The organism is Flavobacterium sp. (genome assembly GCF_004211145.1).
GTDB lineage: Bacteria > Bacteroidota > Bacteroidia > Flavobacteriales > Flavobacteriaceae > Flavobacterium.
Window position 1 is genome coordinate 46,079 of the sequence record NZ_SEBS01000018.1, and the last position, 23,517, is coordinate 69,595.

The window sequence follows — 23,517 nt, forward strand, 5'->3', positions numbered from 1 at the left end:
CGGCGCTCTTTTAAGGTTTGTTTATTTTTAAGTCATGAAGAAAATTAGCTGCACCTTACTGATCATTTGCGCCGCCTGCGCCCAAAATTCCAAACTCGATGTATTGGGAGAACTGCCAAAAGAATTAAAGGAAACGTCGGCCTGCGACTTTTTGAACGGAAAAATCTGGACGACTGAGGATCACGGCAACGCGGCCAAAATATATGCGATCGACAGATCGGGACAACTAAAACACACGTTGACAATTTCAGGCGTTCACAACAACGACTGGGAAGAACTCTCGAGCGACGAGGCCGGAAATATCTACATAGGCGATTTCGGAAACAACGACAACGAACGCCGCGACCTCACGATTTTCAAGATCGACGCGGGCCAATTGGGTAAAGAAGAAACTAGAATATCTGCCAAAACCACATTTTCGTATCCCGACCAAAAAGATTTTCCGCCCAAGAAATCGCAACGCATCTTTGACTGCGAATCTTTCTTCGTCTCGGGCGATTACTTCTACCTGTTCTCGAAAAACCGCAGTTCGAGTTTCGACGGAACGACGATCCTGTATCGCGTGCCCAACAAACCCGGAAACTTCGAAGCCGAAAAAATAAGTGAATTCAAGACCTGCGGCAATTACAACCGATGCGCGGTCACGGGCGCCGACATCAGCCCGAACGGTAAAAAAGTCGCGTTGTTGACCTCAGACAAAGTGTTTTTGTTTGAAGATTTCAAATCCGACGATTTCTTCTCGGGAAAAAGCCATGAGATCGCACTCGACCATTTTTCACAAAAGGAAGGAATCGGTTTCGCATCGGACGACGAATTGCTCATTACCGACGAAAAAGATAAGAAAACCGGAGGAAATCTCTACAGTCTCGACCTAAAAGCCAAACCCTAACCCGACGAAAAAGCGTCCGCCGTCGCTTGAAACGAAATAGGAAACGCGGGCCGTGATCAGATTCACGCCGTTGATCCAGATTCCGCCGCCGGCCGTTTGATGCCACTTTTGCGAATAATCGTTCTCAAGCCAAACGCGTCCATAATCGAAACCGCCCAGGATCCCATAACTGAATGGGGCGATTCCCGTCCTGAACTTCCCGATGTTCCAGCGAATGTCGGTGCTTTGGTAAAACGATTGCTGACCTGAGAAACGCTGGTTCCTGAAACCGCGCAGATCGGCGTCGCCACCAACGGTCGCGGCTTGGTAGAATTCGTATTCATCGTTGAACAGGAAGCGCGCTTTCGCATACGTCGCAAGCACAAATTTGCCGCGAGGTGTGAGTTTATATGTAACTCCGATGCCACTTTCGGCATACGGGAAATTGCGCTCCGAATCGTTCAGGTTGAGTTTATAACCGCCCATGAGCGAAAACGTGAAACCTAGCGTCGGTTTGGAGACATTATCGTAATTGTCAAAGCGATATTCGGCGTTCACATCGATGAAATCCTTGTAATCGAAAACATCGGGATTCACGACACCCGGAATCGCGATGAAACGTCCCATCGTGCGATCGACCGAAATGCGTTCAAAACCGGCTTGAATATTCGCCGAAGCGCCTTGTTCGCCGACCCATTGGAATGTCGGTGTAAGTTTTAGCGTACGCATCTTGACGCGATTGTAATCGAAGTCGCGTTCGTCATCCTCATTCGGCGTCTCGTTACCCAGTCCGAAGAAATTCTGGCTGAAATTCGGGCTCGTGTACCGCGCGTCAAGTAAGAAATTCCAATGCCCGATCGTCTTCGGGAAAATCCCTTTATAATACAATTCGTACCCACTCGTCGCGAAATAATAATTTGCACCTACCGAATGTTTTTGCGTATACGGATTGCGATCGAAACCAAAAACAGTATAATTGACGACGCCGCCGATTTTCACGCCATCATCTGGATTGAAACCTGCCATCGGATAACCCGCGAATACGTTATATCGCGGTTTCTTGTAATCGTAGGTATTGACCGTGTAATCGTCATTGATCGCGAGTTTCGCGTTTCCGGCTTCGAGCAGGTCGTTGTTCTGGCTCATGAAATCGTAGATCGTGACTTTCTTGCCCGATTCGACCGAATATTTATCGACGTCGGGACCGCCCAAAAGCCTGAGCCTGATCTTGCGGCTGCCTTTCCCGTTGACTTCAAACGTATCGTTCCCACCGAGTCCGTATACCCAAATCTCCTTGGTTTCGGCGCGGTCGTAATCACGTTCGCGGATTTTCTCCTGCGTGCCGTCTTTCTTCTCGCGATATACTTCGACCTTCGTGGTCTTGCCCGAACGCGTCATAACGAAACGATCTTTCTTTTCGGTTCCGACGACGAGAATCGTTTTCTGCAGCACGTCGTAATATTTGTGCGCGTATTTTTCGAGATGCGTTTTACGGGTTTTCAATTGTGCGATGATTTTCGCGGTCGTTTCATCCCGTACTTCTTTCGGCATCGTGAGGAACGCTTTCTCGATTTCAGCATCCGACAGATTCTTCTCGATGTATTTCGCCTGATCGATCCAATCCTGCTCGGTCGCTTTGGGCAAAAACGCTAAATCCAACGGGTACGCCACGCGGTTGAACCACTTCGGATTCTTGAGATCTTCGTCGAATTTCTTCATGTGGCGCAATGCGGGAATGTTGATCAGGATCGACAACAAAGCGCCGTCGATCTTGCTGAACGCCTGGTCGCGATCGCGCGGTATCGGTTTGTAGATGATCTTGTCGCCTTCTTTGTGCTCGGCCCAACGCCATTGGTCGGAATGCCTGTCCCAATCACCGATCAGCATATCGAAAAGACGCGCGCGGATCCAGGATTCCTTATCGACCGAATACTTTTCGTCGGCGTGCAAATTCGCAAGCACATCGTCGGTGCTTATGATATCGTCGGGCTTTCCGAAGCTCTTGAGATTCTTGAATTTGTCCATCGGACGCTCTTCGACGAGATACAATTCATCGCCGAATTCCTCGTTGTACAATTCGAGAATCCGTTGTTTCGGAATGTAAAAAAGCTGTGGATTTGTGTGGTTGATGCCGAGTTTGTCCGACATGTTCGCGACCGCAAACGCTGAATACGGGTGCGCGGTCGTGTAGAAATCCATGATGAAATTCTCGGTGTACGTATTTCGGAATTCCTTTTCGATCGCCTGATCCTTGAATGCGGCGGTCTGCAGGAAACGCGTCGCACTCTTCCGAAGCGCGCGCATCACGTATTCCTTTTCGTCCTTGTCGACGAGACGCAACGAACGCGACTGGTTGCCGCCTCCGGCCTGTATAGGTTTCAAACCGCCGTAAAGCGTGTCGAGCGACGCCTGGTTCGCGTGGATTATCGAGCTGTAATATTTGCGGTAATGTTTTCCCCAAAGGAACCGATATGTGCGCCCTTTCGTGGTCATTTTCACGGTGTAGACCGATGTATCTTTCGTGGCTCCGAACTTCGCGGGATATTCTTTCAAGTTGAATTTCGGACGCTGGAAAACAGGTTGTGTCTCGAACAACGGCTTGTCCTTCGGATTCGATTGTGGCGAGAAATACGAAACTTTGGCGGCTCCGTTCTTCATCACTTTCAATTCGGCGAAACCATTGCCCCCGAACGAAAAATCGCGTTTGTCGATAACGCGCGCGGCTTCCATCTTCGACCCTGACCCGCTAACGATCTGTCGAATTCCTTCGCGGTCGATATATTGCAGATTGTGTTCGTGACCTGATACGACGATGATATTCTCCTTGCCCGCAATCAATGTCTTGACGCGTTTCAGGAACAGATTGTATTTCTTGTTCTGCAAATCCTGTGGACTCACGCCCGACGTTTTCCTGAGCACGTTGATCACGGTTCCCAAAATCGGCAGCGGGATATTTTGCCTGATCGGGAATATCTGTTTCATGAACGAAAATTCGCCACCATGCGGGCCGTTGCTCATCAACGGATGATGCATCACGAGCAAAACCGTCTTGTTCTGGTAATCGTTTATCTTGTTTTCGAGTTCTTCGAAGAACATGTCGCGCGTCTTGATGTCGCAATCCTCGTTCATGTTCGCATTGTCGTCCCAATCCTCGAGGAACCATTGGCTGTCCACGATGATCATCGCGGTATGGTCGTCCACATCGACGTCATCTATGCCACAACCTTTTTTGGGAAGGAAACCTTTCTTATCCTTAAGATAATCGCGAACGATCTTGGCCTGTTCCTTGACGCCGTCGAGTCCGTGGTAATAATCGTGGTTTCCGGCGATGAAAATCGTTTTACCCTTGAATCCTTTCGATAGTTCGAGCTGTTTTTCGAGCCTGCGCCTGGCCGATGCGTAATCCGGATGATCGGACTTAGGCACGCCCAGCGGATACACGTTATCGCCCAAAAACAACAAAGTGCTCGAACTGTCGGCATTTTTAAGTCGGTCAGCCAATAAAGTAAAGACTTCCGGCGTTTCAGGAGTGTCCCAATTGCCTGCGTCGCCAATCAGGAAATACGTATGGGAGAGATTTTTGGTATCTGAAAAGTTATCTACTATTTTCCCCGATTCTTTACCGAACTGCGCTTTCTTAGTCGCACACGACTGCAGCAACACGACAGCCGACAACGCCAACAACCATCGCTTATTTTTGTTTGTAAAGTCGGCAACCCGAAATAATTTCATAATTTGGTAAGATAAAATGTCGACCATGACACTTCTTGAAAAAGCAGAAGCCTACGTGAGTGCCTTGTTCAAAGATAAACTTTCTGCTTCATTTACGTACCACAATTTCAAACATACCAAACGCGTCGTGAAAGCCGCGCAAATATTGGCGTCGTCTGAAAATTTGACGCCCGATGAAACGACCGCGATCGAGCTTGCCGCGTGGTTTCACGATTCAGGATATGTGAACGGTGCTGACCGACACGAGCAAAAAAGCATTGCGATTTTCAACGAATTCGCCTCGCAGGAAAACATTCCCGACGACATTGCGTCACTTGCCAAAAATCTCATCGCGGTCACTGAAATGTGCAACGAACCCGTAACCTTGCTCGAAAACATAATGCGCGATGCCGACAGCTCCCACTTCGGAAGTGAAGATTACGAGAAAATCGCGGGTAAATTACGAGAGGAATGGTCAATGCAAGGCAAGACGTTCAGCGATTACGAATGGTGTTCGGGAAACATAAAAATGCTCACGAAGCTCCACAGTTTCAGAACGGCTTATGCGCTCGAAAACTGGCAACCGCAAAAGGACGCGAACATCAAATCGATTCAAGAAAAGATACAGCACATGGAACCCGAAATCCAGGAAAACCCTGAAAAGAAAAAGAAGAAAAAAGACAAGAAGGACAAACCCGATCGCGGCATCGAAACCATGTTTCGCGTTACGCTGAGCAATCATACGCAATTGAGCCAGATCGCCGACAGCAAGGCAAACATCCTGCTTTCAGTGAACGCGATCATCATCTCGATCGCATTGTCGACGCTGATCCCGAAACTCGACAGCCCGACGAACGCGCATTTGGTATTGCCTACGTTTATCCTGTTGTTGTTCAGCGTGATTTCGATCGTATTCGCGATTCTGGCGACGCGACCCAAGATAAACAGCGCGACCTATTTGCCGAGTGATATCGAAGACCGGAAAGTGAACTTGCTTTTCTTCGGGAATTTCCACCAAATTCCGCACGATGATTACCAGATCGCCATGAAAGAACTCATGAGAGATCGCGAATATTTATATGAATCGCTGATAAAGGATTTGTACTATTTAGGAAAGGTCTTGCACCGAAAATATCGTTTACTGCACATCACGTACAACATTTTCATGTTCGGCATCATTATTTCGACGATCGCGTTCGTAGTCGCGTTCAAGTCGTTTTAATTCCTGATGTTGAGCTCTTTGACCAAATCGTCGAAGGTGTAATTCTCGCCGTCGGACGCATCTTCGTACAAGACTTCCACACGTAATGCGCGCAATCCCGTCACGCCTTGCAAATCCTCGACCTCGAAACTTTCGACGTTGTCGCCGATCCTGTTTTTGAACTGCAACAACCTGATGTAACGCCTGTACTCTTTCTCGTCCTGGGTTTGAGAAAATACGATGGTGATCTTTCCGGCTTGGACGATGCGTTCGTTCGTGCCTTTGATGAGTGATTTGTCGATGCGCTTCTTGACGACTTCATAACGCGCGTTGTATGTTCCGTCGACGTCGAAGCGTTTTTCGTCCATTCGGAATCGGATCGAGATCGGCGTGCTGTATACCAAAACCAACGAAGTCACGTCGAGTTCATACGGCAACGACGGACGCAGCCTGAAATATTCGGCTTCGAGATCGCACATCACCTGCAATTGCCAGAGTCTTAAATTCCCTAGATAAATCGGGTTGTATTGTAATTTCGGCGCGATCGAAGCTCCGATGTATAAGTTGTGTTCGACGCCATCGGTCTTGAAACGCTCGTAATAATGCGGGAAAAATTCCTGGGCTTCTTCCTGTTTCTTATCAAGGATCGCGGCCATTTTTTTGTTGATGAGCGACAACGTATCATCAAAATTCTTGCGGGATTTATACACCATGTTGATCGCGGGATCGATCGATTCGCGGTATTTCGCGATTTTCTTTTTCATCGCACCGTCAGATTCGAAATGCTCCAAAAGCGGATGGACTTCGTTCCAGATGTATTGTTGCGCGCGCGATTCCGAATCGGCTTTGACCGAATCCAGCAACGCCGTCTTCATCTTATCGAGCTCGAAAATATGTTGTTCGATGAGCGGCAACGGATGTTTTCCCGACAAATCGCGCAACAGTTCAAGCAGGGAATCGATCTGGAATTCCAAATCCTTCTGCATCGCCTCGTTTCTCGCTACCGACGAACCTTTGATGTCGATCTGTCCATAAAGCGGATAGACGTCCTTAAAAATAATTTCGCGGAACGGCAATTCGCTGTTCCCGGGAATCGTGTGCAGATCGGCTTCCTCGCGGAATTTCCAGTACACGCTGGGATGGATCGCGGTGTATTCTTTTTGTATCAGCGCGTCGATCTGGTTTTGTTTCTCCGAATAGAATCGATCCATCGTCTCGACGATAAACGGCAAGATGAAATCGAGTTTGTTCGCGTTGATGCTGTTCAGTTGTTTCGGCACCGACGACACCAATTCAAGTACGCCGAGCATGCGGCCGTTCTTGATAATCGGAGCGAAAATCGCGCTTTGGACGCCTTGTTCGATCAGGTGTTCGACAAGTTTTTTCTCATCGGGATTCTCGGCGGCGAATTTTTCCATGTCCGAGATCGCGAGATATTTTTGCTCATCGACAAGTAAGTCGCGCGAACAACCGCAAATCACATCGTCGCAGTCGAAATCGTTTCCGAGCAAATAACTTTTGGCGCCTTTGCCTACGGTCGATTGCCTGAATTTTTCTTCGTCGGGATTGAATTCGGTGAATCCGAGTTTGAGGTCGGGCATCCTGAAAATGGAACGGAAGACGTTTTGGAAAAGTTCCTCGTCTTCAGGTCGTTTCTTGGTCTTGTCGCCCGTGAGCAGCGTTTCCTTCAAATTCGAAACCGCACTCTCGACCGTGCTGTCGTACAGCGTCATCATTCCGAAACCGTGCAAAATCCACGAGTTCGGCGGAAATTTTTCCTTCCACATGGCGAGATTGTCGTAATTGTCGATGAGAACCGCAACATCTTCAGGCGTAAGCGGGATCGCGTTCTCGGTCGGGAAAATCTCCATGAAATCGGCGTTGTACAGGATGCGGTAATGCTTCATGCTGCCGTCGGAATCGGGAATATCGTAGAAAACGGGACGCGCGAAGTCGACATTGTATCCATAATGTAAGCGCAACACGATGCAACAACACATCACGTAAAACTGGTGCTCGGTAAAATCGCGGATTCCCAGATCGAAATCGGGCCCGGCGTTGCGCAAGATCTGCTGGAAACGCTCGGTCTGGTTGAAAATGATCTGGTGGAATGGAATCGTGACTGCCTTGATCTCGTTCTTGGTGAGCGCCGTCGGGAAAAGGTCCGAAAGCAAATGGCGGATGAGTTCGGAATGCTTGCTGATCACGTCGTAACCTGTGATTCCCGTGGAAAGTTCGGGCACTTTCGCGACTTCGGCCAATAAACCTTTGGCGTAAGTCGCCCTGTAATCGACATTTGAATTGGCGATTTTTTCAAGACTTTCAATCACTTTCTGAAAAGAAATCCTGATTTGGAACGGATTGGCGTACAAGCTTTCGAATATCATCCCGATGCTTTTTAAGAATGTGTAAAATTACGACATTTCGACGCGTAAATTCTTGTACTGGATTAAGATTTAACTGTACTTTTATGCAAACGACGACATGAACGAAGCACTCCATAAAAACCTTTCGCGCTATGTTTCCTACACCGATGAGGAACTTGCGATTCTCGATTCGCTTGTCACGAGCCAATTCATACCCAAGAAAACGGTGATGTTGCGAGCCGGCGAGAAATGCAATTTTGAAGCTTTTGTCGTACAAGGTTGCGTCAGAAAATACTGCATCGATCCTGATGGAAACGAACTCGTGCTGCAATTCGGAATCGAGGACAATTGGATCGGCGACATCTCGTTCAACAGCTATGAGACCAATCCAAGCCGCGTGTTCATTGAAACGCTTGAAGATTCACACTTCCTGATGTTCACGCCCGAATCGAAAGAAGAACTTTTGGAACGCGTGCCCAAATTCGAACGATCGTTCCGCATCCTCGTGCAACGGAACGTAACCGCGACCCAAAACCGGCTTTTCGATACGATTTCGAAAGACGCCACATATAAATATCTCGAGTTCCTGAGGCTTTACCCGACGATCCCGCAACGCGTCGCCCAACATTACATCGCTTCGTATTTGGGGATTTCGGCGGAATTTTTGTCGAAGGTACGGGCGAGGTTGGCGAAGGGGTAGTTTTTTGTTGATGCGTTGATGCGTTGATTTGAATACGAGACTATCTTGACGGACAATATCTCCGATTACCATCTTCCTACTTTCCATCCAACAACTCAACCTATTTCTTTTCCTCACCTTTCTTTTCCTCACCGTCGAAACCATCCTCGGGCGTCTTCGCCAGGGAATAATTTCAAATCAACGCATCAACAAATCAACAAATCAACAAATCAACACTTCTTGTCCTAGTTCAATGCCCAACGTTAAAATCAATCGCAACTTTGCCTTGTAATTAAAACACAACGCAATGGACCGCAAAGATTTTTTAAAAAAAGGGCTGATGGGAACGGGAATGTTCGTTGCCTCGGCCGCAATGGGCGACGTGCTCAAGAACGACATCGACGAGATCAAGGAACTCGAACCCGTCGGTTACAACCATTTGCCGAATATTGACAGCAAAATCCTCGAAAATACGATTCTCCATAAAGCCGAAACCCGCGGTCACGCAAACCATGGCTGGCTCGATTCGCACCATACGTTCAGTTTCGCGAACTACCACAATCCCGAACGCATGCATTTCGGCGTACTCCGCGTTTTGAACGACGACCGCGTCGATGCGGGAAAAGGTTTCGGAACACATCCGCATGACAACATGGAAATCATTTCGATTCCGCTTGAAGGCGATCTGGAACACAAGGACAGCATGGGAAATACGGCCGTGATCAAGAAAGGCGACATCCAGGCGATGAGCGCTGGAACCGGAATTTTCCACTCCGAATACAACAGGAATTCCGACCAATTGACAAAATTCCTTCAGATCTGGATCTATCCGAACAAGCGCAACGTCACGCCCCGTTACGACCAGATCACGCTCAATACGCAAGATCGGCACAACAAACTCCAGCAGATCCTTTCGCCGAACCCGGACGACGACGGCGTTTGGATCCATCAGGACGCGTGGTTTCATTTGGGTTCTTTCGACGAAGATTTCAAAACCGAATACCAACTGAAAAAACCAGGAAACGGGATTTACGCATTCGTGCTCAAAGGCGAATTCTCCATCGGTAACATCGAATTGAATCAACGCGACGGCTTGGGAATCTGGGACACGTCGGCGATCGACATCACCGCAAAATCCCCGGACGCCGAAATCCTTTTAATGGAAGTTCCGATGTCGATTCAATAAAAACACTTCTCCGGAAGACAAGTAAATCATTTTCAAATTTTCAAATTATCTAATTCTCAAATTATGTCAACAACCAAATGGGTCCTCGACCCAACTCACTCAGAAATCGCTTTCAAAGTAAAACACATGATGTTCACCAACGTTTCAGGAAAATTCGACACGTTCGAAGCGACCGTTGAAACCGAAGGCGACGATTTCACGACTTCAAAAATCGAATTTTCAGCCGACACGGCTTCGATCAACACCGGAAACGCCGACCGCGACAACCACTTGAGAAGCGCTGACTTTTTCGACGCCGACCAATTCCCGAAGGTAACTTTCAAAGCCGGCGGTTTCGTAAAGAAATCAGGCGACGATTACACGCTTACGGGCGATTTGACGCTTCACGGCGTAACTAAACCCGTAACGCTCGAAGCCGAATACGGCGGATTATTGCAGGATCCATGGGGAAACACGAAGGCCGCATTTTCGATCAACGCGAAAATCAACCGGAAGGATTGGGGATTGAATTGGAACGCCGCGCTTGAAACCGGAGGACTTTTGGTAAGCGAGGAAGTGAAATTCGCGATTGAACTTCAATTTGTGAAGCAATAAATAATTTCCCGGTCTTGGCCGGGATTTTTGGTTTTGGACCTAACAGATTTTTCAAAACCTGTTAGGTCTAATTTATGCCAACCCGAAATCAAAAAAGCACACGTTTCCACTTATTTTGTCAACATGACCAAGATTCTCTACATCGGGAAAAATCCTGAGATTACGCAAACCGTTCTACGATTGTTGAATGCGCGTGACGATTGGTTTGGCATCGCAGCCGAATCGGATATCGAAGCCATTGCCTTATTTTCCAAACACGACATCGACATCGTATTACTGGGTTGCGGGCTTGCACAGGAAAGCGAAGAATATCTGTCGGGATTTTTCAAAAGTGTCAAACCTGAAGTCGCGATCGTCCTGCATTATGGCGGCGGCAGCGGTTTACTCACGAACGAGATACTTTCGGCGATTGGCTGAAACAAAAAAGCCCGATGATGAAAACGGGCTTCTTGCTTACAATATATATGAGAAATCTATTCTTCAGTTGCGATCGCAGTGTTCTTATCGCGGTCGTCGACTTTTAATGTCATGGCGACACCTTGCTCGTTGACCATCGTCATGTGAAGCGTATCGAGTTGTGCCAATTGGCTTGAAACCAAACCATTGAATTGGTTGTACGAGATGTTCATCTCACGAAGTTTCTTCAATTTTTCCAAATCGAAAGGCACTTGTCCTTCCAATTTGTTTTCGAAAAGGCTAAGGTTTTCCAAAGACGCAAGATTCGCGATCTCAGGACTAAGTTTTCCAGACAGTTTGTTGCTGCTGAGCAAAAGCACTTTTAACGAAGTCATGGCGTAGATCGATGAAGGGATTTCGCCTTCAAGGTCGTTGTTGAATAACGAAAGTGTCTGCAATTGGCTAAGGTTTCCAACTTGAGTTGGGATACTTCCGGTCAAACGGTTCATATATAGTTCAAGCGTCTTAAGCTGTTTCATTTGGCCGATGCCGACAGGAATGCTTCCCGTGAATTTATTGAAAGCCAAGTTCAGCGCCACAAGCGACTGTAGGTTTCCGATGCGTGCCGGAATGGTTCCCGACAAATTGTTCTTAAAAAGATTCAATTGCGTCAATCCGGTCAGGTTGCCGATCTCAGCAGGAAGTTCGCCCGTAAGATTGTTGTTCGACAAATTTAGTCCGACGACCTGATCGTTCTTGATGTTTACTCCATGCCAAGTGGTTTCGGGTTTCTTCAAATCCCATTTGATTTTCCAGTTGGCGCCGGCTGTAGTTTTATAAAGGCGGATAAGTGCAATTTTTTCGGCCGCTGGTATGCCGGCGAAAAGTGTTACAGATGTCGTTAAAAGCAGTAGAGTAAAGATTCTTCTCATGGGGTCGCGATTTAGTGGTATTTAATTCACTTGGGTAAAACTATGTTAAACATCGGTAATCGACAAATAAAATCGACGAAATACATAAACACCAACATAATTATAAAATTTCTCCTACAAAAGCGCATTTCGTCGATGGTTTGAAATATGTGGAATTAAAAAATTGTTACATTTGATTACCAAACCATTTAAAAAACAATCATTATGGAAATTAATTTTCTCGCGTTACTCGTAGCGGCGTTGTCCTCGTTGGTCACCGGATTCATCTGGTACAACCCAAAAGTTTTCGGAACCGCATGGATGAAAGAAACCGGCATCGTCATGGACGAAAACAAAAAACCCAACATGGTCAAGATCTTCGGGATGACGATCGTGTATGCATTCTTCATCGCTTTCGTCTTACAGATGTTGGTCATCCACCAATTCGGAGCGCTAGGCTTAGTCGGAGGCGACCCAACAAAGGCGCTGCCATCGTACGCCGCGTTCATGGGCGACTACGGAATGAAGTTCCGCACGTTCAGACACGGCTTGCTTCACGGCACGATGACAGGACTTTTCCTTTGCCTTCCTGTACTCGGCGTCGGGGCACTTTATGAAAACCGAAGTTTCAAGTACACGCTTATCGTCGGCGGCTATTGGGTCGTGACGTGCGCGCTCATGGGCGGAATTATTTGCGCTTGGCAGTAAAAACGTATCGAAAAAGAATCCCGTCGGTTGGCGGGATTTTTTTTACGATTACGTTAAAGTTTATCTAAGCACGGATTTTCGCGACCCGCAAATCTTTTACATTTGACCGTTATTTTCTAGCGTTGGAAACCAATTATACGTTTGCCCTTTTCGATTCCGTTTCCGCATTGCCGCCCGATTGGGATGCAGTTTGCGACACGAACCTATTCCTTTCGACCGATTATTTGAAGGTGCTTGAGCGATCGGCGCCCAAGAACATGACGTGTCACTTTATCGGTTTGTTCGATGACGGCAAATTGATCGGAGGTGCGCTTTCGCAATTTCTCGACCTGAACCTGCTCGAATCTTTTGGCGAGCGCGACCGATGCGTGAAGACGAGCGTGCGCAATTTCATGTTCAAACGCTTCAGTTCACATGTGCTTTTCATCGGAAACAATATGTTGTCTGGTCAAAATGCATTCGTATTGGCGAAAGGCGTCAACAAAGCCGAAATTCTAAAAACGCTCCAAACCGCTGCGCACGAACTCAAATCCATTTTCAGGAAACGCGGCAAAAAAATCCATTTGGTCACGTTCAAGGATTTTGACGCCGACGAAATCCCGAGTTTCAAAAAAGCAGGCTTCGACGATTATTTCCAGTTCTCCACGCAACCGAATATGGTCTTCGAAGGCGAACCGCATTGGTCGTCTTTCGATGATTACATAAGCGCGCTCTCAAAGAAATACCGCGATCAATACAAGCGCGCGCGCAAGAAGTCAGGCGGGATCGACAAGCGAAAAATGTCGCTCGACGAAATCATCGCAAATGAGAACACGATAAACGATTTGTACGATCACGTGGCGAGGAACGCGCCTTTCAATACTTTTTTCCTGCCCGAAAACCATTTCAGGACGTTGAAGGAATGTCTACACGAAAATTTCTTGTTCTACGGTTATTTCGACGATGGAAAACTCATCGGCTTCAACACTTTGATAAAGAACGGCGACGTGCTCGATACGTATTTCTTGGGTTATGACGAAACCGTCCAACGTGAAAAGATGCTGTATCTGAATATGTTGTACGACATGATCGCCTATTCGATAAACAAGGGTTTCAAGAAGATTATTTTCGCGCGGACTGCGCTCGAGATCAAGAGTTCGGTCGGGGCAAAACCGGTGGAAATGTACGGTTTCATGAAACATTCGAACAGTTTCATCAATACGAAGCTAGAACGCGTCTTTGGATATCTCGAGCCCAAAACCGAATGGCAGCAACGCCATCCGTTTAAGGAAAATGCCGATTTAGTCGTCGGCTGATTTCGGGATCGTGACCTTCATCTGCCTCGGAAGAATGTAGATGTCGAGGTCGGTTTCTTCGCCGAAATATTCCCCGTCGATTTGGAAATGCACGGGAACCGTGGTCGTTACCTTCGCTCTATCGGTCGAAATTATCTCGACTTCGCCCGTATCCAGTGGCATATTTCCGGTAATGATTTTCCCGAACAAAATTATGTCGAGCGTCCTGAGGATTACGATCTCAAACTTCCCGTCGTCCATCTTGCCGACCGGATTTATCGTCACGCCCGTTCCATATCGCTGTGAATTCGCAACGACGACCATTTTCGCGTCGGTCGTGATGGTTTCCCCGTTCGCTTCGACGGTTACTGAAAACGGATCGCCCTGTTCCTGCAGGGTCGCGATACTTTGCAACGCGTATCCGATTTTTCCGCGAACGGAACTATTCTCGTAATTCTTGACCAAACCCGCGTTGAGCCCGATGTCGGCCAAATGAAGGCTTCGCTCACCATTAATGCAGACCATGTCGAGCTCCATGAAATTGTCGCTGAAGATGACTTCGAGATTTTCCTCGAGCGAATCGGGGAAATTCAAATCGACCGACAAACCGTTGGCCGAACCCGCGGGAATAATTCCCATGATCACGTCATGATTTTCCATGGCTTCGGCGACCATTTTGATCGTCCCGTCGCCGCCCGCCACGAAAATGCGTTCGGGTTCATGCTCGTCATATAGTTTGACGATGGCTTGCGGATCGTCTTTGCCCGTGGTTTCGAAAACGACGATGTCGATTCCTTTGCCGTTCGCATATTCGGTCACGGCCGATGTCATTTCGGCTTTGTCGAGGTCGCCCGAGATCGGGTTTACGACAAACAGGAATTTCTTGTTCGATTTCATACCCTAAATTTGCGCGATTTTTTGTAATTTGAAATAAAGTTTAACCAAAAATATAGATTTGATGAAGCCGATTTTGAAATTGTATCGCGGTTATGCCAACGAAGAAGAGCTCATCGTGATGGGCCACGTTTTTCGTCCGACCACGAAACAGGATTACGATTTTCAGAAAAAGCGCTTCAAGAACGCCAAATCGGTTATCCGGATGTTTCGCATCAAGACGCAGAGGAACGCCGACGTCTACCTTGAGATCAATGGCGAAAAAATCCACACGAAAACGCTCGACGACGGTTATTTCAAATTTTCGATCCCGTTGAAACAAGAGCCCGAATATGGTTGGATCGACTATCGCGTGACGATGATGCACGAAGGAGCGGAAATCGCGACCAAGAGTAGTTTCGTTCGGCCGCACGAGGGGAATTTGGGTTTCATCAGCGATATCGATGATACGTTTTTGGTGTCGCACACGCGCAATCCGTTCAAGAAATTGTACATTTTGCTGTTCCGAAACGTGAACGACAGGAAGGTTTTTGAAGGTGTCGTTCCGCATTACCAAGCGCTGAGTACCGCAGGACGCAACAAGAAAAACGAACAGAATGCGTTTTTTTACGTGTCGAGCAGCGAATGGAACCTGTATCGTTTCATTGTGGATTTCACGGAACTGCACGAACTTCCGCGAGCCGTGCTTTTACTGAAAGACATCAAAACCAGCCTGACCGATTTCTTCATCACGGGCCGGGGCGACCACAACCATAAATTCGAAAAGATCAAGCATATCCTTGAATTCTATCCGCATCTCAAGTATACGTTACTCGGCGACGATTCCCAACACGATCCGTTCCTGTACGAAGACATCTGCAAGATTTTTCCGGTCACGGTCAAAGCGGTCTACATCAGGCAAACCGGGCACGAGAAAAAGCAGAAGGCGATCGACGCGATCAAGAACATGGAGTCGATGAACGTCGCGTGTTGCTATTTCAGGGAAAGTGAGGAAGCGATCGAACATTCGAGGCGGATTGGGTTGATTGGTTGAGATTTGTTCATTTGTTCATTTGTTCATTTGTTCATTTGATACAAATTCGCGAAATATTGCCGAAACAAGATTAAGAATAAATGGAACTTTCTCAGGAAGCAAAAAACGTATACGACCAAATAAACAGCAACTCGACCAAACTGGGAGATTTGCGCGATATCGCCAAAGCCATCAAAAAGAATCACGAATTGGCGATGGAATTGTGGTCGACGGGAAAATACCTGCCGCGACAACTTGCGATTTTGATCCTGGATCCGAAACAACTTTCCATGGAAACGATCGAAAAACTCGACCGCGAAATCCAGACGCATCCCGAAGAAGAGAGGCTACAACTCATCGACTGGCTGTTAGCAAATCAATTTTCAAAAGATAAAAAGACTATCGCGTTGATGAAATCGTGGGAAAACAGTCCGTCAAAATTGTTGAGACGGACGTTTTGGTATTATCAGGCCCGATTGCGATGGGTCGGACAGACGCCGCCGCACAATACCGAAGAATTGCTCGCGCAGATCGAACGAAAAATCGAAAAAGAATCACCCGAAGTACAATGGGCGATGAATTTTACTGCGGCACAGATCGGAATTTTCCAACCCGAATACCGCGAAAGATGCATTGAATTGGGCGAGCGTATCGGTCTGTACAAAGACGATTTCGTTGCGCGCGGATGTACGCCGAATTATTTGCCCGAGTTCATTTCAATCCAGGTCGCCAAACTTAAAAAATAAATCGCGACGTCAACGGTTGCCGCCATCTAACCGATTAAAGCATTAACCGATTAAACGACAATCACGCGTCGATTTCCTCCTGAATTCCTTCCCACTCGGCCATCAATTTCTCCAAATCAGCTTTCTTGCGGTTGTAGGCCGTGAAGAAATTCGCGTCCTCAATGTGTTTGTCGTAATTCGATTCCAATGCCTTGTCGTCCTTTCGCAAGTCTTCCTCCAAGTGTTTGATTTGGCTTTCGACTTTCGACAGACGGTTTTGAAGTGTCTTGTTCTTTTTTTGGTCTTCGTACGAGACTTTCGTCGCCGCTTTCGGAGCTTCCTTCTTCGCGATATCTTTCTTCTCGACCTCGCGCATGTTTTCCATGTTGCGCTGCTCGAGGAAGAAATTGATGTCGCCCAGATATTCCTTTATTTTGTGATTGCGGAATTCGTACACGACGTTCGACAATCCCTGGAGGAAATCACGGTCGTGGGAAACGAGCAACAACGTGCCTTCGTACTTCTGCAACGCGGCTTTCAATACGTTCTTGGATTTGATGTCGAGGTGGTTCGTGGGCTCATCCATGAGCAAAACGTTTATCGGCTGAAGCAACAATTTACAAAGCGCCAGACGGTTTCGCTCGCCTCCTGAAAGCACTTTCACCTTCTTGTCGACGTCATCGCCTCGGAACAAAAACGCGCCGAGCATGTCGCGCACCTTGGAACGGTTCGTGTCGGTCGCCGCATTCTGCATGGTTTCGAGAAGCGTGATCTCGCCGTCGAGATATTCGGCTTGGTTTTGGGCGAAATAACCGAGTTCCACGTTGTGTCCGAGTTTGATCACGCCGTTGTAATCGATGTCTTTTACGATGGCTTTGATGAACGTCGATTTTCCTTGGCCGTTTTGGCCGACGAACGCCATTTTGCTGCCGCGTTCAACCAAGAGCGAAATGTCTTTGAAGATGTTTTTCTCGCCGTAATTTTTCGTGACGTGTTCGGCTTCGATCACGACGCGTCCCGGCGTTTTGGAAACAGGAAACGAGATGTTCATCACCGATGTATCTTCTTCGTCGACCTCTATGCGTTCGACTTTATCAAGCTTTTTGATGAGCGATTGCGCCATCGAGGCTTTCGACGCCTTGGCTCGGAACTTCTCGATCAACTTTTCAGTTTCCTCTATTTTCTTCTGCTGGTTCTTTTGCGTCGCGAGTTGTTTTTCGCGGATTTCCGATCGGATCTCGAGATACTGGGAATATGGTTTCGCGAAATCGTATGCCTTTCCGAGCGAAATCTCTATCGTTCGGTTCGTCACGTTGTCGAGGAACATCTTATCGTGGGAAACGATCACGACGACTCCCGGGAAATTGCGCAAAAATGCCTCGAGCCAGATGATGGATTCGATGTCCAAGTGGTTCGTCGGCTCATCGAGCAACAGAATATCGTTGGATTGCAAAAGCAGTTTCGCGAGTTCGATACGCATTCTCCAACCGCCGGAAAATGTTTCGGTCGGGTTGTTGAAATCCTCGCGTTTGAAACCGAGTCCGAGCAAAATCTTCTCAGTATTTCCGACGTAATCGTATCCGCCGAGAAGTTCGAATCGGTGCGTATAATCAGAAAGGTCTTCGATGATTTTGGAATATTCCTCGCTTTCGTAATCGGTTCGCGTGGCGAGTTGATGGTTGATGTGTTCGAGTTTGCGCTCGGTTTCCTTGATTTCGGTGAACGCCTGATACGCTTCTTCAAGAACGGTTCGGCCTTGTTCGAAGTCGATGTCCTGGCGCAAAAATCCGATCTTGACTTCCTTTTCAGTCGCGATACTTCCAGAATCGGGAGCGAAATCCCGCGCTAAAATCTTGAGCATCGTCGACTTGCCGGCGCCGTTTTTACCGACGAGCCCGACGCGGTCGCCCGAACCCAGACGAAAAGTTACTTCTTCAAAAAGGTAGCTGCCTCCAAACGAGACGGAAAGATTATGGATGTTGAGCATTTTGTGCGATTTATTACGGCTGTGAATGTGTAAATTTGTGCCGATTCTCATGAGCCGAACTAGCTCGCGGAAATTTTTTGCAAATGTTAAAAAAAGGAAGCAAATTCTATAGCATTTTAACAGGAACTTGTCCTAAATGCCAAGAAGACAAAATGTTCGCGAACCCGAACCCGTACGCGCTCGGCGAAAACCTTAAAATGCATACGCGTTGCAGGAAATGCGGCTTCGTCTACAAGATGGAAACTTCGTTCTTTTTTGGAGCGATGTACGTGAGCTATGGCTTGAGCGTGTTTCTTGGAATGGTTGTCTTTGGCGTCGCGTATTCATTTGGCGCGGGAATGTTGGCGGCTTTCGGATGGATATTCTTTTCGCTGTTCGCATTGATGCCCGTCATTACAAGGGTTTCGCGCACGATCTACATCAATATCTTCGTAAATTATGACAAAGACGCGAGCATGCGATTCAAGCAAAACGCTTGATGTCGAACTCGCGCGGGATCTCGCTGCCGTTCTCGATTGAGTCGAAAAGCAGTTGCGCCATCGTCGGGCCGAGCATTACGCCTCGCGTTCCCAGACCGTTCAGGATGTGAAGCTGTTTGTGCTCGGGATGCGTTCCGATTAATGGCTTGCGGTCCTTTACCGTTGGACGAATCGCGGCTTTGTGGTCGACGATCTCGAAATCGACGTTTATGATCTCACGTAGCTTTTCGATTATTTCCTGCTTGGCCGATTCGGTCGGGATTTCGGTTTTGTCGTCCCAATTGTATGTCGCGCCCACTTTGTACAGATCATTGCCGATCGGAAGCACGAACACGCCGCCTTTGATTATCGATTTTAAGCCCATTTGAGCCTTTATGGTGAGCAACTCGCCCTTGGTTCCTTCCAGCGGAAAATAGTTGAAATACGGGTTCGATTTTATACCGAAACCTTCGGCGAAGACAATGTGCCTGGCTTGGATTCCTTTGTAGCTGATAAAATCTTCGTGGAAGATGATTTTCGAAAAGTCGAAGGTTTCTTTTGCGTACGAATCCGACTGTTGCAAATATCTTCGATACCGTTCGAGAAAGGCTTCGGTGTCGACGTAACCCGTTTGCAGCACAAGTCCGAAATCGAATGGTGAATCGATGCCTTCTATGTTCTCACGTATCAATTGCGTGGAAAGAAATGGCGACAGACCTTCTTTGTCGGCGGCGTTGAACCAATTGTTCTGTTCTTCGACACTCGCGAATTTACGCAGGATCGGTGTTGGAAAATTGCATGTTATACCGACGCGGCTTTCGATTTCATCATAGAATCGGTGCATCACATCGAGTTGGGCTTGGGCGCCGTTCAACCTGCTGAAACGTTTCAGGATGACCGGATTGTAGACTCCCGCAGCGGTTTGGGAACTGTGTAATGAATCGTTGTCGAAAACCAGTATGGATTTACCGTGTTTGATCGCAGTTTCGGCAAATGCCGTTCCCGCGAGACCGGCGCCGATTATGAGATAATCTTTCATTGGGCAAAAATAGTTGTTTTGCGTGAGGGATGCGAGTGGAAATCCTTTTGTTAACCCTTAAAGGGTTTGAAACCCTTTAAGGGTTGCAAAAGATTGGAACGGGCAGCCCGACGGCGGCTAATTGGAACACGAGTGGAAAACGCCTGGCATTCAAGCCGCCGGCACGCCCAAATTATCAAAAACAAAAAACCCTCACTGAATAGCGAGGGTTTCTTTTATAATCTTTGGATCTTAATAGTTCCACATGTCCTGTTCGAAATCGCGGATTTTGTCCTTGATACGTTCTGACTCGAGAAGTTGCATTTGAGCATTGTCTTTCATGTAATCCTCGATCTTACGGTCACCGTAAACGTTTTCTTCCTTGTAGATCTCAGCGCTAAAGCGACGCGAGTTTAACAAATGGTCGAACGTGATTGGCATTGCCGAGTTACGATCGTTGAAAGCTGAATGCTCGTGAAGGATGTCTCGGATCGCAGGGAAATACACCCAGAACAATTCGATTGGCTCCGCTTTGTCGTTTCCGATGTCACGGGCTTCGAGGGCAACCGGACAAATGGCAAGCATGCGATATTTCATTTCGCCTTGACGCTTGTCAAAATACCAGTAACCTTTGATTCTATAGCCTTTCACTTCCTGCTCCGTAAGTTCACTTTTGTTGATGAACTGCGGATCAAGCTCTTTCCCTACAGGAGTCGATGCCGGCGTAGATGAAATCACACGACCTTTCTTATCCTTCTTAACGACCGCGGCGCGGGCTTTAGGATAATACAAGTCATAGTTGTTCTGGATTTCTTCGATACCCGCAGGCAACGTATCAATGTAAGTGAACGCTGACGACATGTCTTTCAATGTTCTTTTGGTATTGAAATAATCGTCGGCATAAACTTCAGTGATTTTACCGCTCTTGATATTGGCCAACAAAACGCTGAACAATGAACGTCTGTCCTTACCGACATTGTTGGTATCAACAGGATAATACATTGGAAAATTCACACGTTGATCGAGATCCACATACTCCCAAACTGTTTTACCCATCAGTACATCACGATCATGGACATACCCGTATGGCAACGGCTTGTCATTATCGGAAATCAATTGGGCAGCAGTCTTTTTGCCTATCTCATCCGGGGTCTTTGCATTGAGCAAATTTGACTGGGCAAACGAGACCTGAGTGGCCGCCGCTGCACAAACTATTACTAAAAGGTTTCTGAGTTTCATGTTTTTCTAACTGTTAAGTTACGTGTAGGTTTAACGATCAACTTAATGGATTATTGTATTTCGTAGATAACTGGCGAACATTTTCCTGGTATCGCTTCAGACCCTTCGATCTTTGTCTTGATATCGGAAATTGTCACAACATCACCTCTTCCTGCTCTAGCCAAAGCTGCAGCACACTGAGCGTTTACACGGTCTCCTGCAACAACAACTGCCGGCTGTCCTGGAACTTTGAATGTAAATCCAGTTACACGGAAGTTAACGTCGTATACGAAGTCAGCAAGTTTAGCCGAAACCTGAGATACCTGAAGACGTGATTTAGCACCTTTTGTAGATCCTGTCTCACCTCCGATAGCACCTGCCGGTCCTGGGATGTTCTTGATACGGAATACTTTTCTGTCAGTGATATTCTTACCATCTGACATTTTAGCGTTCACGTTAACGGTAACTTCAGTTCCGCCTTGTGGGCTTAGGTTGTATTTTCCTTTTCCTCCAGCGCTTACGAGACCTGCAGCAGAAGCCTTGACATCGCTATCAGCAACACCCGCAACTGAAATAGTAAGTGGGTTTGGAAGTCCACGGTAAACAACGTTCATTTTATCGGCTGAGATGTTAGCTCCGGATGGACGTGGAACGACTACATACTTGCCTTCGAATTTCAAAGGAACCGGTTTTCCATCCTCAAGGAACGAAAATTCACCCGCAATCTTTTGCTCTCCGATTGATCCAGCTGTCATGTTGATTACTGCTTGACCGTTTTCAATTTTACCAGGTCCTTTGAAAGATGTCGGCTTCGTGTTTTCGTCATAACGACCCAAAACAACTTTACCTGTTACTTTCTCACCTTGGAAATAAGCATTCTTGTCAAGTACGACCAACGCCGTGTAGTTCTTCATTGAAGATGCGTCAACCGCCGCTTTACCCAAAAGGAAGTTGTAGCTGTCGCTTTCTGCCTTTTGAACGTCATTCTGCCAAGCTGTCAACTTCGCAAGTGAAGCGATAGCAGGGAAATGCTCGAAGTGGTAGTTAAGATATTTCTTAGTAACACCTTCGCGGTCTTTAACGTCAGCAGTGCTGAATTTCAATTCCAATTCTTTAACGACCGGAGCCAATTTAGGGTTAGAACCTGCAGCGGCCTTCATGTCGGCAACGTACTTGTTCATTTTCTCAACAATTTCTTTCCCTTTTGGAGAATAATTGTCGCTACGGAACCAACCTTCGTCGATACCAGGACCTTTGTCCATAGCTTCGTACGGGAGTTTACCGTCTTTGTCGACCTCAACACCTACAACCGCGTCTTTTTTCAAAGTCTCGATAAAGTCGTAGAAATCCTTTGAAATCTTGGCGATTTTGTCAGCAGAATTTTTTGCCTCACCGAACATACCAGGATTATCAGATCCTTTTTGTTCCAACGTTGCCAACAACATTTTGTTGTTATCGATAGAAGCCTTGTTAGAAGCCTCGAATTTCTCGTTCATCAAACCAAAGGCCGATAGAACTTCTTTTGACATGTTCAATGCCAACATAGCGATGAAAACCAGATACATCAGGTTGATCATCTTTTGCCTAGGGGTTAATTTTCCTCCTGCCATTTTTTAGTCTAGTTAGTTATAGTATTAATAAAAAATGTAGGATTAGTTTCTTCCCATTGCGCTCAACATACCACCGTAAACATTGTTCAATGAAGACAAGTTAGAAGTAAGTGATTGCATTTGATCTTTCAATTTAAGGTTGTTCTCAGCTACTTCCTGGTTGATTTGAGCGTTTCTTGAAGCGCTTTCCAATTGAACTTTGTACAAACTGTTCAAAGATTCCAATTGAGCTGCAGCCATAGTAAGCTCTTCGCTGTATTTCTTTTGTGAAGAGATCGCATCAACAGTTGGTGAAATTCCTTTTGCTGCAGATTCGAAGTTGCGGATGCTGCTTCCCAAGCTAGCCATAAGTTCGCCATCGATTTTCGCTTCCTTAAGCAAGTTGTCAAGTTTTTGAGAAAGCAAACCTTGAGCATCTTTCGGATCTTCTTTTTTATCTTTTGCTTTGGCTTCTCCACCAGCTAATTCAGGGTAAACAAGTGCCCAATCAAGTTCTTTATCAACCGGATCAAAAGCTGAAAGACCGAAAATCAAAGCCTCAGTACAAAGACCGATAATCAAAAGTGGACCTGCTCCAGGATAGTGTTGGATTTTGAAAAGCGCTCCAACGATTACAACTGCCGCTCCCATACCGTAGCAGAAATTCATTACTTTAGGACTTAATAATGCCATAATTTAATTTTTTAGTTAGTTAAGTTAAT

Annotated in this window: 20 protein-coding genes; 11 read left to right on the top strand and 9 right to left on the bottom strand. The window is 46.9% G+C overall.

From position 1 onward, the window contains the following. The first annotated feature begins 34 nt into the window (after positions 1-34). The gene (locus tag EOO50_RS10080; RefSeq protein ID WP_290839741.1) at positions 35-889 is read left to right on the top strand and encodes a hypothetical protein; all 855 of its coding nucleotides are present in this window, start codon (positions 35-37) and stop codon (positions 887-889) included. Here EOO50_RS10080 and EOO50_RS10085 read toward each other — a convergent pair. Next, entirely contained in the window at positions 872-4,600 is a 3,729-nt protein-coding gene (locus tag EOO50_RS10085) for a metallophosphoesterase (protein WP_290839743.1), read from the bottom strand. The two genes, EOO50_RS10080 and EOO50_RS10085, sit on opposite strands and share 18 nt — an antisense overlap. A 25-nt stretch (positions 4,601-4,625) precedes the next feature. Here EOO50_RS10085 and EOO50_RS10090 point away from each other — a divergent pair, with 25 nt between their 5' ends. Then, positions 4,626-5,801, top strand: a complete 1,176-nt coding sequence (locus tag EOO50_RS10090; RefSeq protein WP_290839745.1) for a Pycsar system effector family protein — start codon at positions 4,626-4,628, stop codon at positions 5,799-5,801. Here the strand turns inward: EOO50_RS10090 and EOO50_RS10095 are convergent. After that, positions 5,798-8,167: a GAF domain-containing protein gene (locus EOO50_RS10095; RefSeq protein ID WP_290839747.1), complete on the bottom strand. Its 2,370-nt coding sequence runs from the start codon at positions 8,165-8,167 to the stop codon at positions 5,798-5,800. The genes EOO50_RS10090 and EOO50_RS10095 overlap by 4 nt on opposite strands. Before the next feature lie 97 nt (positions 8,168-8,264). Here EOO50_RS10095 and EOO50_RS10100 point away from each other — a divergent pair, with 97 nt between their 5' ends. The 4 genes from EOO50_RS10100 (at position 8,265) to EOO50_RS10115 (ending at position 11,022) form a co-directional block, all read left to right on the top strand. Further along, positions 8,265-8,846, top strand: a complete 582-nt coding sequence (locus tag EOO50_RS10100) for a Crp/Fnr family transcriptional regulator (RefSeq protein WP_290839749.1) — start codon at positions 8,265-8,267, stop codon at positions 8,844-8,846. 286 nt (positions 8,847-9,132) lie between these two features. Beyond that, positions 9,133-10,011: a pirin family protein gene (locus EOO50_RS10105; protein ID WP_290839751.1), complete on the top strand. Its 879-nt coding sequence runs from the start codon at positions 9,133-9,135 to the stop codon at positions 10,009-10,011. A gap of 63 nt (positions 10,012-10,074) precedes the next feature. Further along, positions 10,075-10,605, top strand: coding sequence for a YceI family protein (locus EOO50_RS10110; protein ID WP_290839752.1), 531 nt, complete (start codon positions 10,075-10,077; stop codon positions 10,603-10,605). 123 nt (positions 10,606-10,728) lie between these two features. Then, the gene (locus EOO50_RS10115) at positions 10,729-11,022 is read left to right on the top strand and encodes a hypothetical protein (protein WP_290839753.1); all 294 of its coding nucleotides are present in this window, start codon (positions 10,729-10,731) and stop codon (positions 11,020-11,022) included. Between the two features lie 56 nt (positions 11,023-11,078). On the opposite strand, the gene EOO50_RS10120 is transcribed toward EOO50_RS10115, so the two are convergent. Then, complete coding sequence (locus EOO50_RS10120; protein ID WP_290839754.1) at positions 11,079-11,933, bottom strand: Two component regulator three Y domain protein; 855 nt, start codon at positions 11,931-11,933, stop codon at positions 11,079-11,081. A 204-nt stretch (positions 11,934-12,137) separates the two neighbouring features. On the opposite strand from EOO50_RS10120, the gene EOO50_RS10125 reads away from it, so the two are divergent. Together EOO50_RS10125 and EOO50_RS10130 are read left to right on the top strand one after the other, a co-directional pair. Continuing rightward, complete coding sequence (locus EOO50_RS10125) at positions 12,138-12,620, top strand: DUF1761 domain-containing protein (protein WP_290839755.1); 483 nt, start codon at positions 12,138-12,140, stop codon at positions 12,618-12,620. Between the two features lie 122 nt (positions 12,621-12,742). Further along, complete coding sequence (locus tag EOO50_RS10130; protein WP_290839757.1) at positions 12,743-13,915, top strand: GNAT family N-acetyltransferase; 1,173 nt, start codon at positions 12,743-12,745, stop codon at positions 13,913-13,915. On the opposite strand, the gene EOO50_RS10135 is transcribed toward EOO50_RS10130, so the two are convergent. Continuing rightward, positions 13,901-14,791: a diacylglycerol kinase family protein gene (locus EOO50_RS10135; RefSeq protein WP_290839759.1), complete on the bottom strand. Its 891-nt coding sequence runs from the start codon at positions 14,789-14,791 to the stop codon at positions 13,901-13,903. The two genes, EOO50_RS10130 and EOO50_RS10135, sit on opposite strands and share 15 nt — an antisense overlap. 61 nt (positions 14,792-14,852) lie before the next feature. Between EOO50_RS10135 and EOO50_RS10140 the strand changes: the two genes are divergently transcribed. Both EOO50_RS10140 and EOO50_RS10145 read left to right on the top strand, forming a co-directional pair. Continuing rightward, entirely contained in the window at positions 14,853-15,821 is a 969-nt protein-coding gene (locus tag EOO50_RS10140) for an App1 family protein (protein ID WP_290839761.1), read from the top strand. Positions 15,822-15,901: 80 nt separating this feature from the next. Continuing rightward, complete coding sequence (locus EOO50_RS10145) at positions 15,902-16,546, top strand: DNA alkylation repair protein (protein ID WP_290839763.1); 645 nt, start codon at positions 15,902-15,904, stop codon at positions 16,544-16,546. 61 nt (positions 16,547-16,607) lie between these two features. On the opposite strand, the gene EOO50_RS10150 is transcribed toward EOO50_RS10145, so the two are convergent. Further along, complete coding sequence (locus EOO50_RS10150; protein ID WP_290839765.1) at positions 16,608-18,512, bottom strand: ABC-F family ATP-binding cassette domain-containing protein; 1,905 nt, start codon at positions 18,510-18,512, stop codon at positions 16,608-16,610. A 152-nt stretch (positions 18,513-18,664) separates the two neighbouring features. Between EOO50_RS10150 and EOO50_RS10155 the strand changes: the two genes are divergently transcribed. After that, positions 18,665-18,991, top strand: a complete 327-nt coding sequence (locus tag EOO50_RS10155) for a DUF983 domain-containing protein (RefSeq protein WP_363331736.1) — start codon at positions 18,665-18,667, stop codon at positions 18,989-18,991. On the opposite strand, the gene EOO50_RS10160 is transcribed toward EOO50_RS10155, so the two are convergent. From EOO50_RS10160 to gldL, 4 genes are all read right to left on the bottom strand, one after another. Beyond that, positions 18,975-20,009, bottom strand: coding sequence for an FAD-dependent oxidoreductase (locus tag EOO50_RS10160; RefSeq protein WP_290839769.1), 1,035 nt, complete (start codon positions 20,007-20,009; stop codon positions 18,975-18,977). The genes EOO50_RS10155 and EOO50_RS10160 overlap by 17 nt on opposite strands. Before the next feature lie 231 nt (positions 20,010-20,240). Beyond that, positions 20,241-21,227, bottom strand: coding sequence for a gliding motility protein GldN (gldN, locus tag EOO50_RS10165; protein ID WP_290839771.1), 987 nt, complete (start codon positions 21,225-21,227; stop codon positions 20,241-20,243). A gap of 50 nt (positions 21,228-21,277) precedes the next feature. Beyond that, positions 21,278-22,816 carry a gliding motility protein GldM gene (gene gldM, locus EOO50_RS10170; protein WP_290839774.1) on the bottom strand — a complete coding sequence of 513 codons (1,539 nt, stop codon included), beginning with the start codon at positions 22,814-22,816 and terminating at the stop codon, positions 21,278-21,280. A 42-nt stretch (positions 22,817-22,858) separates the two neighbouring features. After that, the gene (gene gldL / locus EOO50_RS10175) at positions 22,859-23,488 is read right to left on the bottom strand and encodes a gliding motility protein GldL (RefSeq protein WP_290839776.1); all 630 of its coding nucleotides are present in this window, start codon (positions 23,486-23,488) and stop codon (positions 22,859-22,861) included. Between the last annotated feature and the right edge of the window lie 29 nt (positions 23,489-23,517).

Bases quoted from the DNA above. Each gene is read 5' to 3' on its own strand.
- EOO50_RS10080 (WP_290839741.1), top strand. From the start codon at position 35: ATGAAGAAAATTAGCTGCACCTTACTGATCATTTGCGCCGCCTGCGCC.
- EOO50_RS10085 (WP_290839743.1), bottom strand. From the start codon at position 4,600: ATGAAATTATTTCGGGTTGCCGACTTTACAAACAAAAATAAGCGATGG.
- EOO50_RS10090 (WP_290839745.1), top strand. From the start codon at position 4,626: ATGACACTTCTTGAAAAAGCAGAAGCCTACGTGAGTGCCTTGTTCAAA.
- EOO50_RS10095 (WP_290839747.1), bottom strand. From the start codon at position 8,167: ATGATATTCGAAAGCTTGTACGCCAATCCGTTCCAAATCAGGATTTCT.
- EOO50_RS10100 (WP_290839749.1), top strand. From the start codon at position 8,265: ATGAACGAAGCACTCCATAAAAACCTTTCGCGCTATGTTTCCTACACC.
- EOO50_RS10105 (WP_290839751.1), top strand. From the start codon at position 9,133: ATGGACCGCAAAGATTTTTTAAAAAAAGGGCTGATGGGAACGGGAATG.
- EOO50_RS10110 (WP_290839752.1), top strand. From the start codon at position 10,075: ATGTCAACAACCAAATGGGTCCTCGACCCAACTCACTCAGAAATCGCT.
- EOO50_RS10115 (WP_290839753.1), top strand. From the start codon at position 10,729: ATGACCAAGATTCTCTACATCGGGAAAAATCCTGAGATTACGCAAACC.
- EOO50_RS10120 (WP_290839754.1), bottom strand. From the start codon at position 11,933: ATGAGAAGAATCTTTACTCTACTGCTTTTAACGACATCTGTAACACTT.
- EOO50_RS10125 (WP_290839755.1), top strand. From the start codon at position 12,138: ATGGAAATTAATTTTCTCGCGTTACTCGTAGCGGCGTTGTCCTCGTTG.
- EOO50_RS10135 (WP_290839759.1), bottom strand. From the start codon at position 14,791: ATGAAATCGAACAAGAAATTCCTGTTTGTCGTAAACCCGATCTCGGGC.
- EOO50_RS10140 (WP_290839761.1), top strand. From the start codon at position 14,853: ATGAAGCCGATTTTGAAATTGTATCGCGGTTATGCCAACGAAGAAGAG.
- EOO50_RS10145 (WP_290839763.1), top strand. From the start codon at position 15,902: ATGGAACTTTCTCAGGAAGCAAAAAACGTATACGACCAAATAAACAGC.
- EOO50_RS10150 (WP_290839765.1), bottom strand. From the start codon at position 18,512: ATGCTCAACATCCATAATCTTTCCGTCTCGTTTGGAGGCAGCTACCTT.
- EOO50_RS10155 (WP_363331736.1), top strand. From the start codon at position 18,665: ATGTTCGCGAACCCGAACCCGTACGCGCTCGGCGAAAACCTTAAAATG.
- EOO50_RS10160 (WP_290839769.1), bottom strand. From the start codon at position 20,009: ATGAAAGATTATCTCATAATCGGCGCCGGTCTCGCGGGAACGGCATTT.
- gldN (WP_290839771.1), bottom strand. From the start codon at position 21,227: ATGAAACTCAGAAACCTTTTAGTAATAGTTTGTGCAGCGGCGGCCACT.
- gldM (WP_290839774.1), bottom strand. From the start codon at position 22,816: ATGGCAGGAGGAAAATTAACCCCTAGGCAAAAGATGATCAACCTGATG.
- gldL (WP_290839776.1), bottom strand. From the start codon at position 23,488: ATGGCATTATTAAGTCCTAAAGTAATGAATTTCTGCTACGGTATGGGA.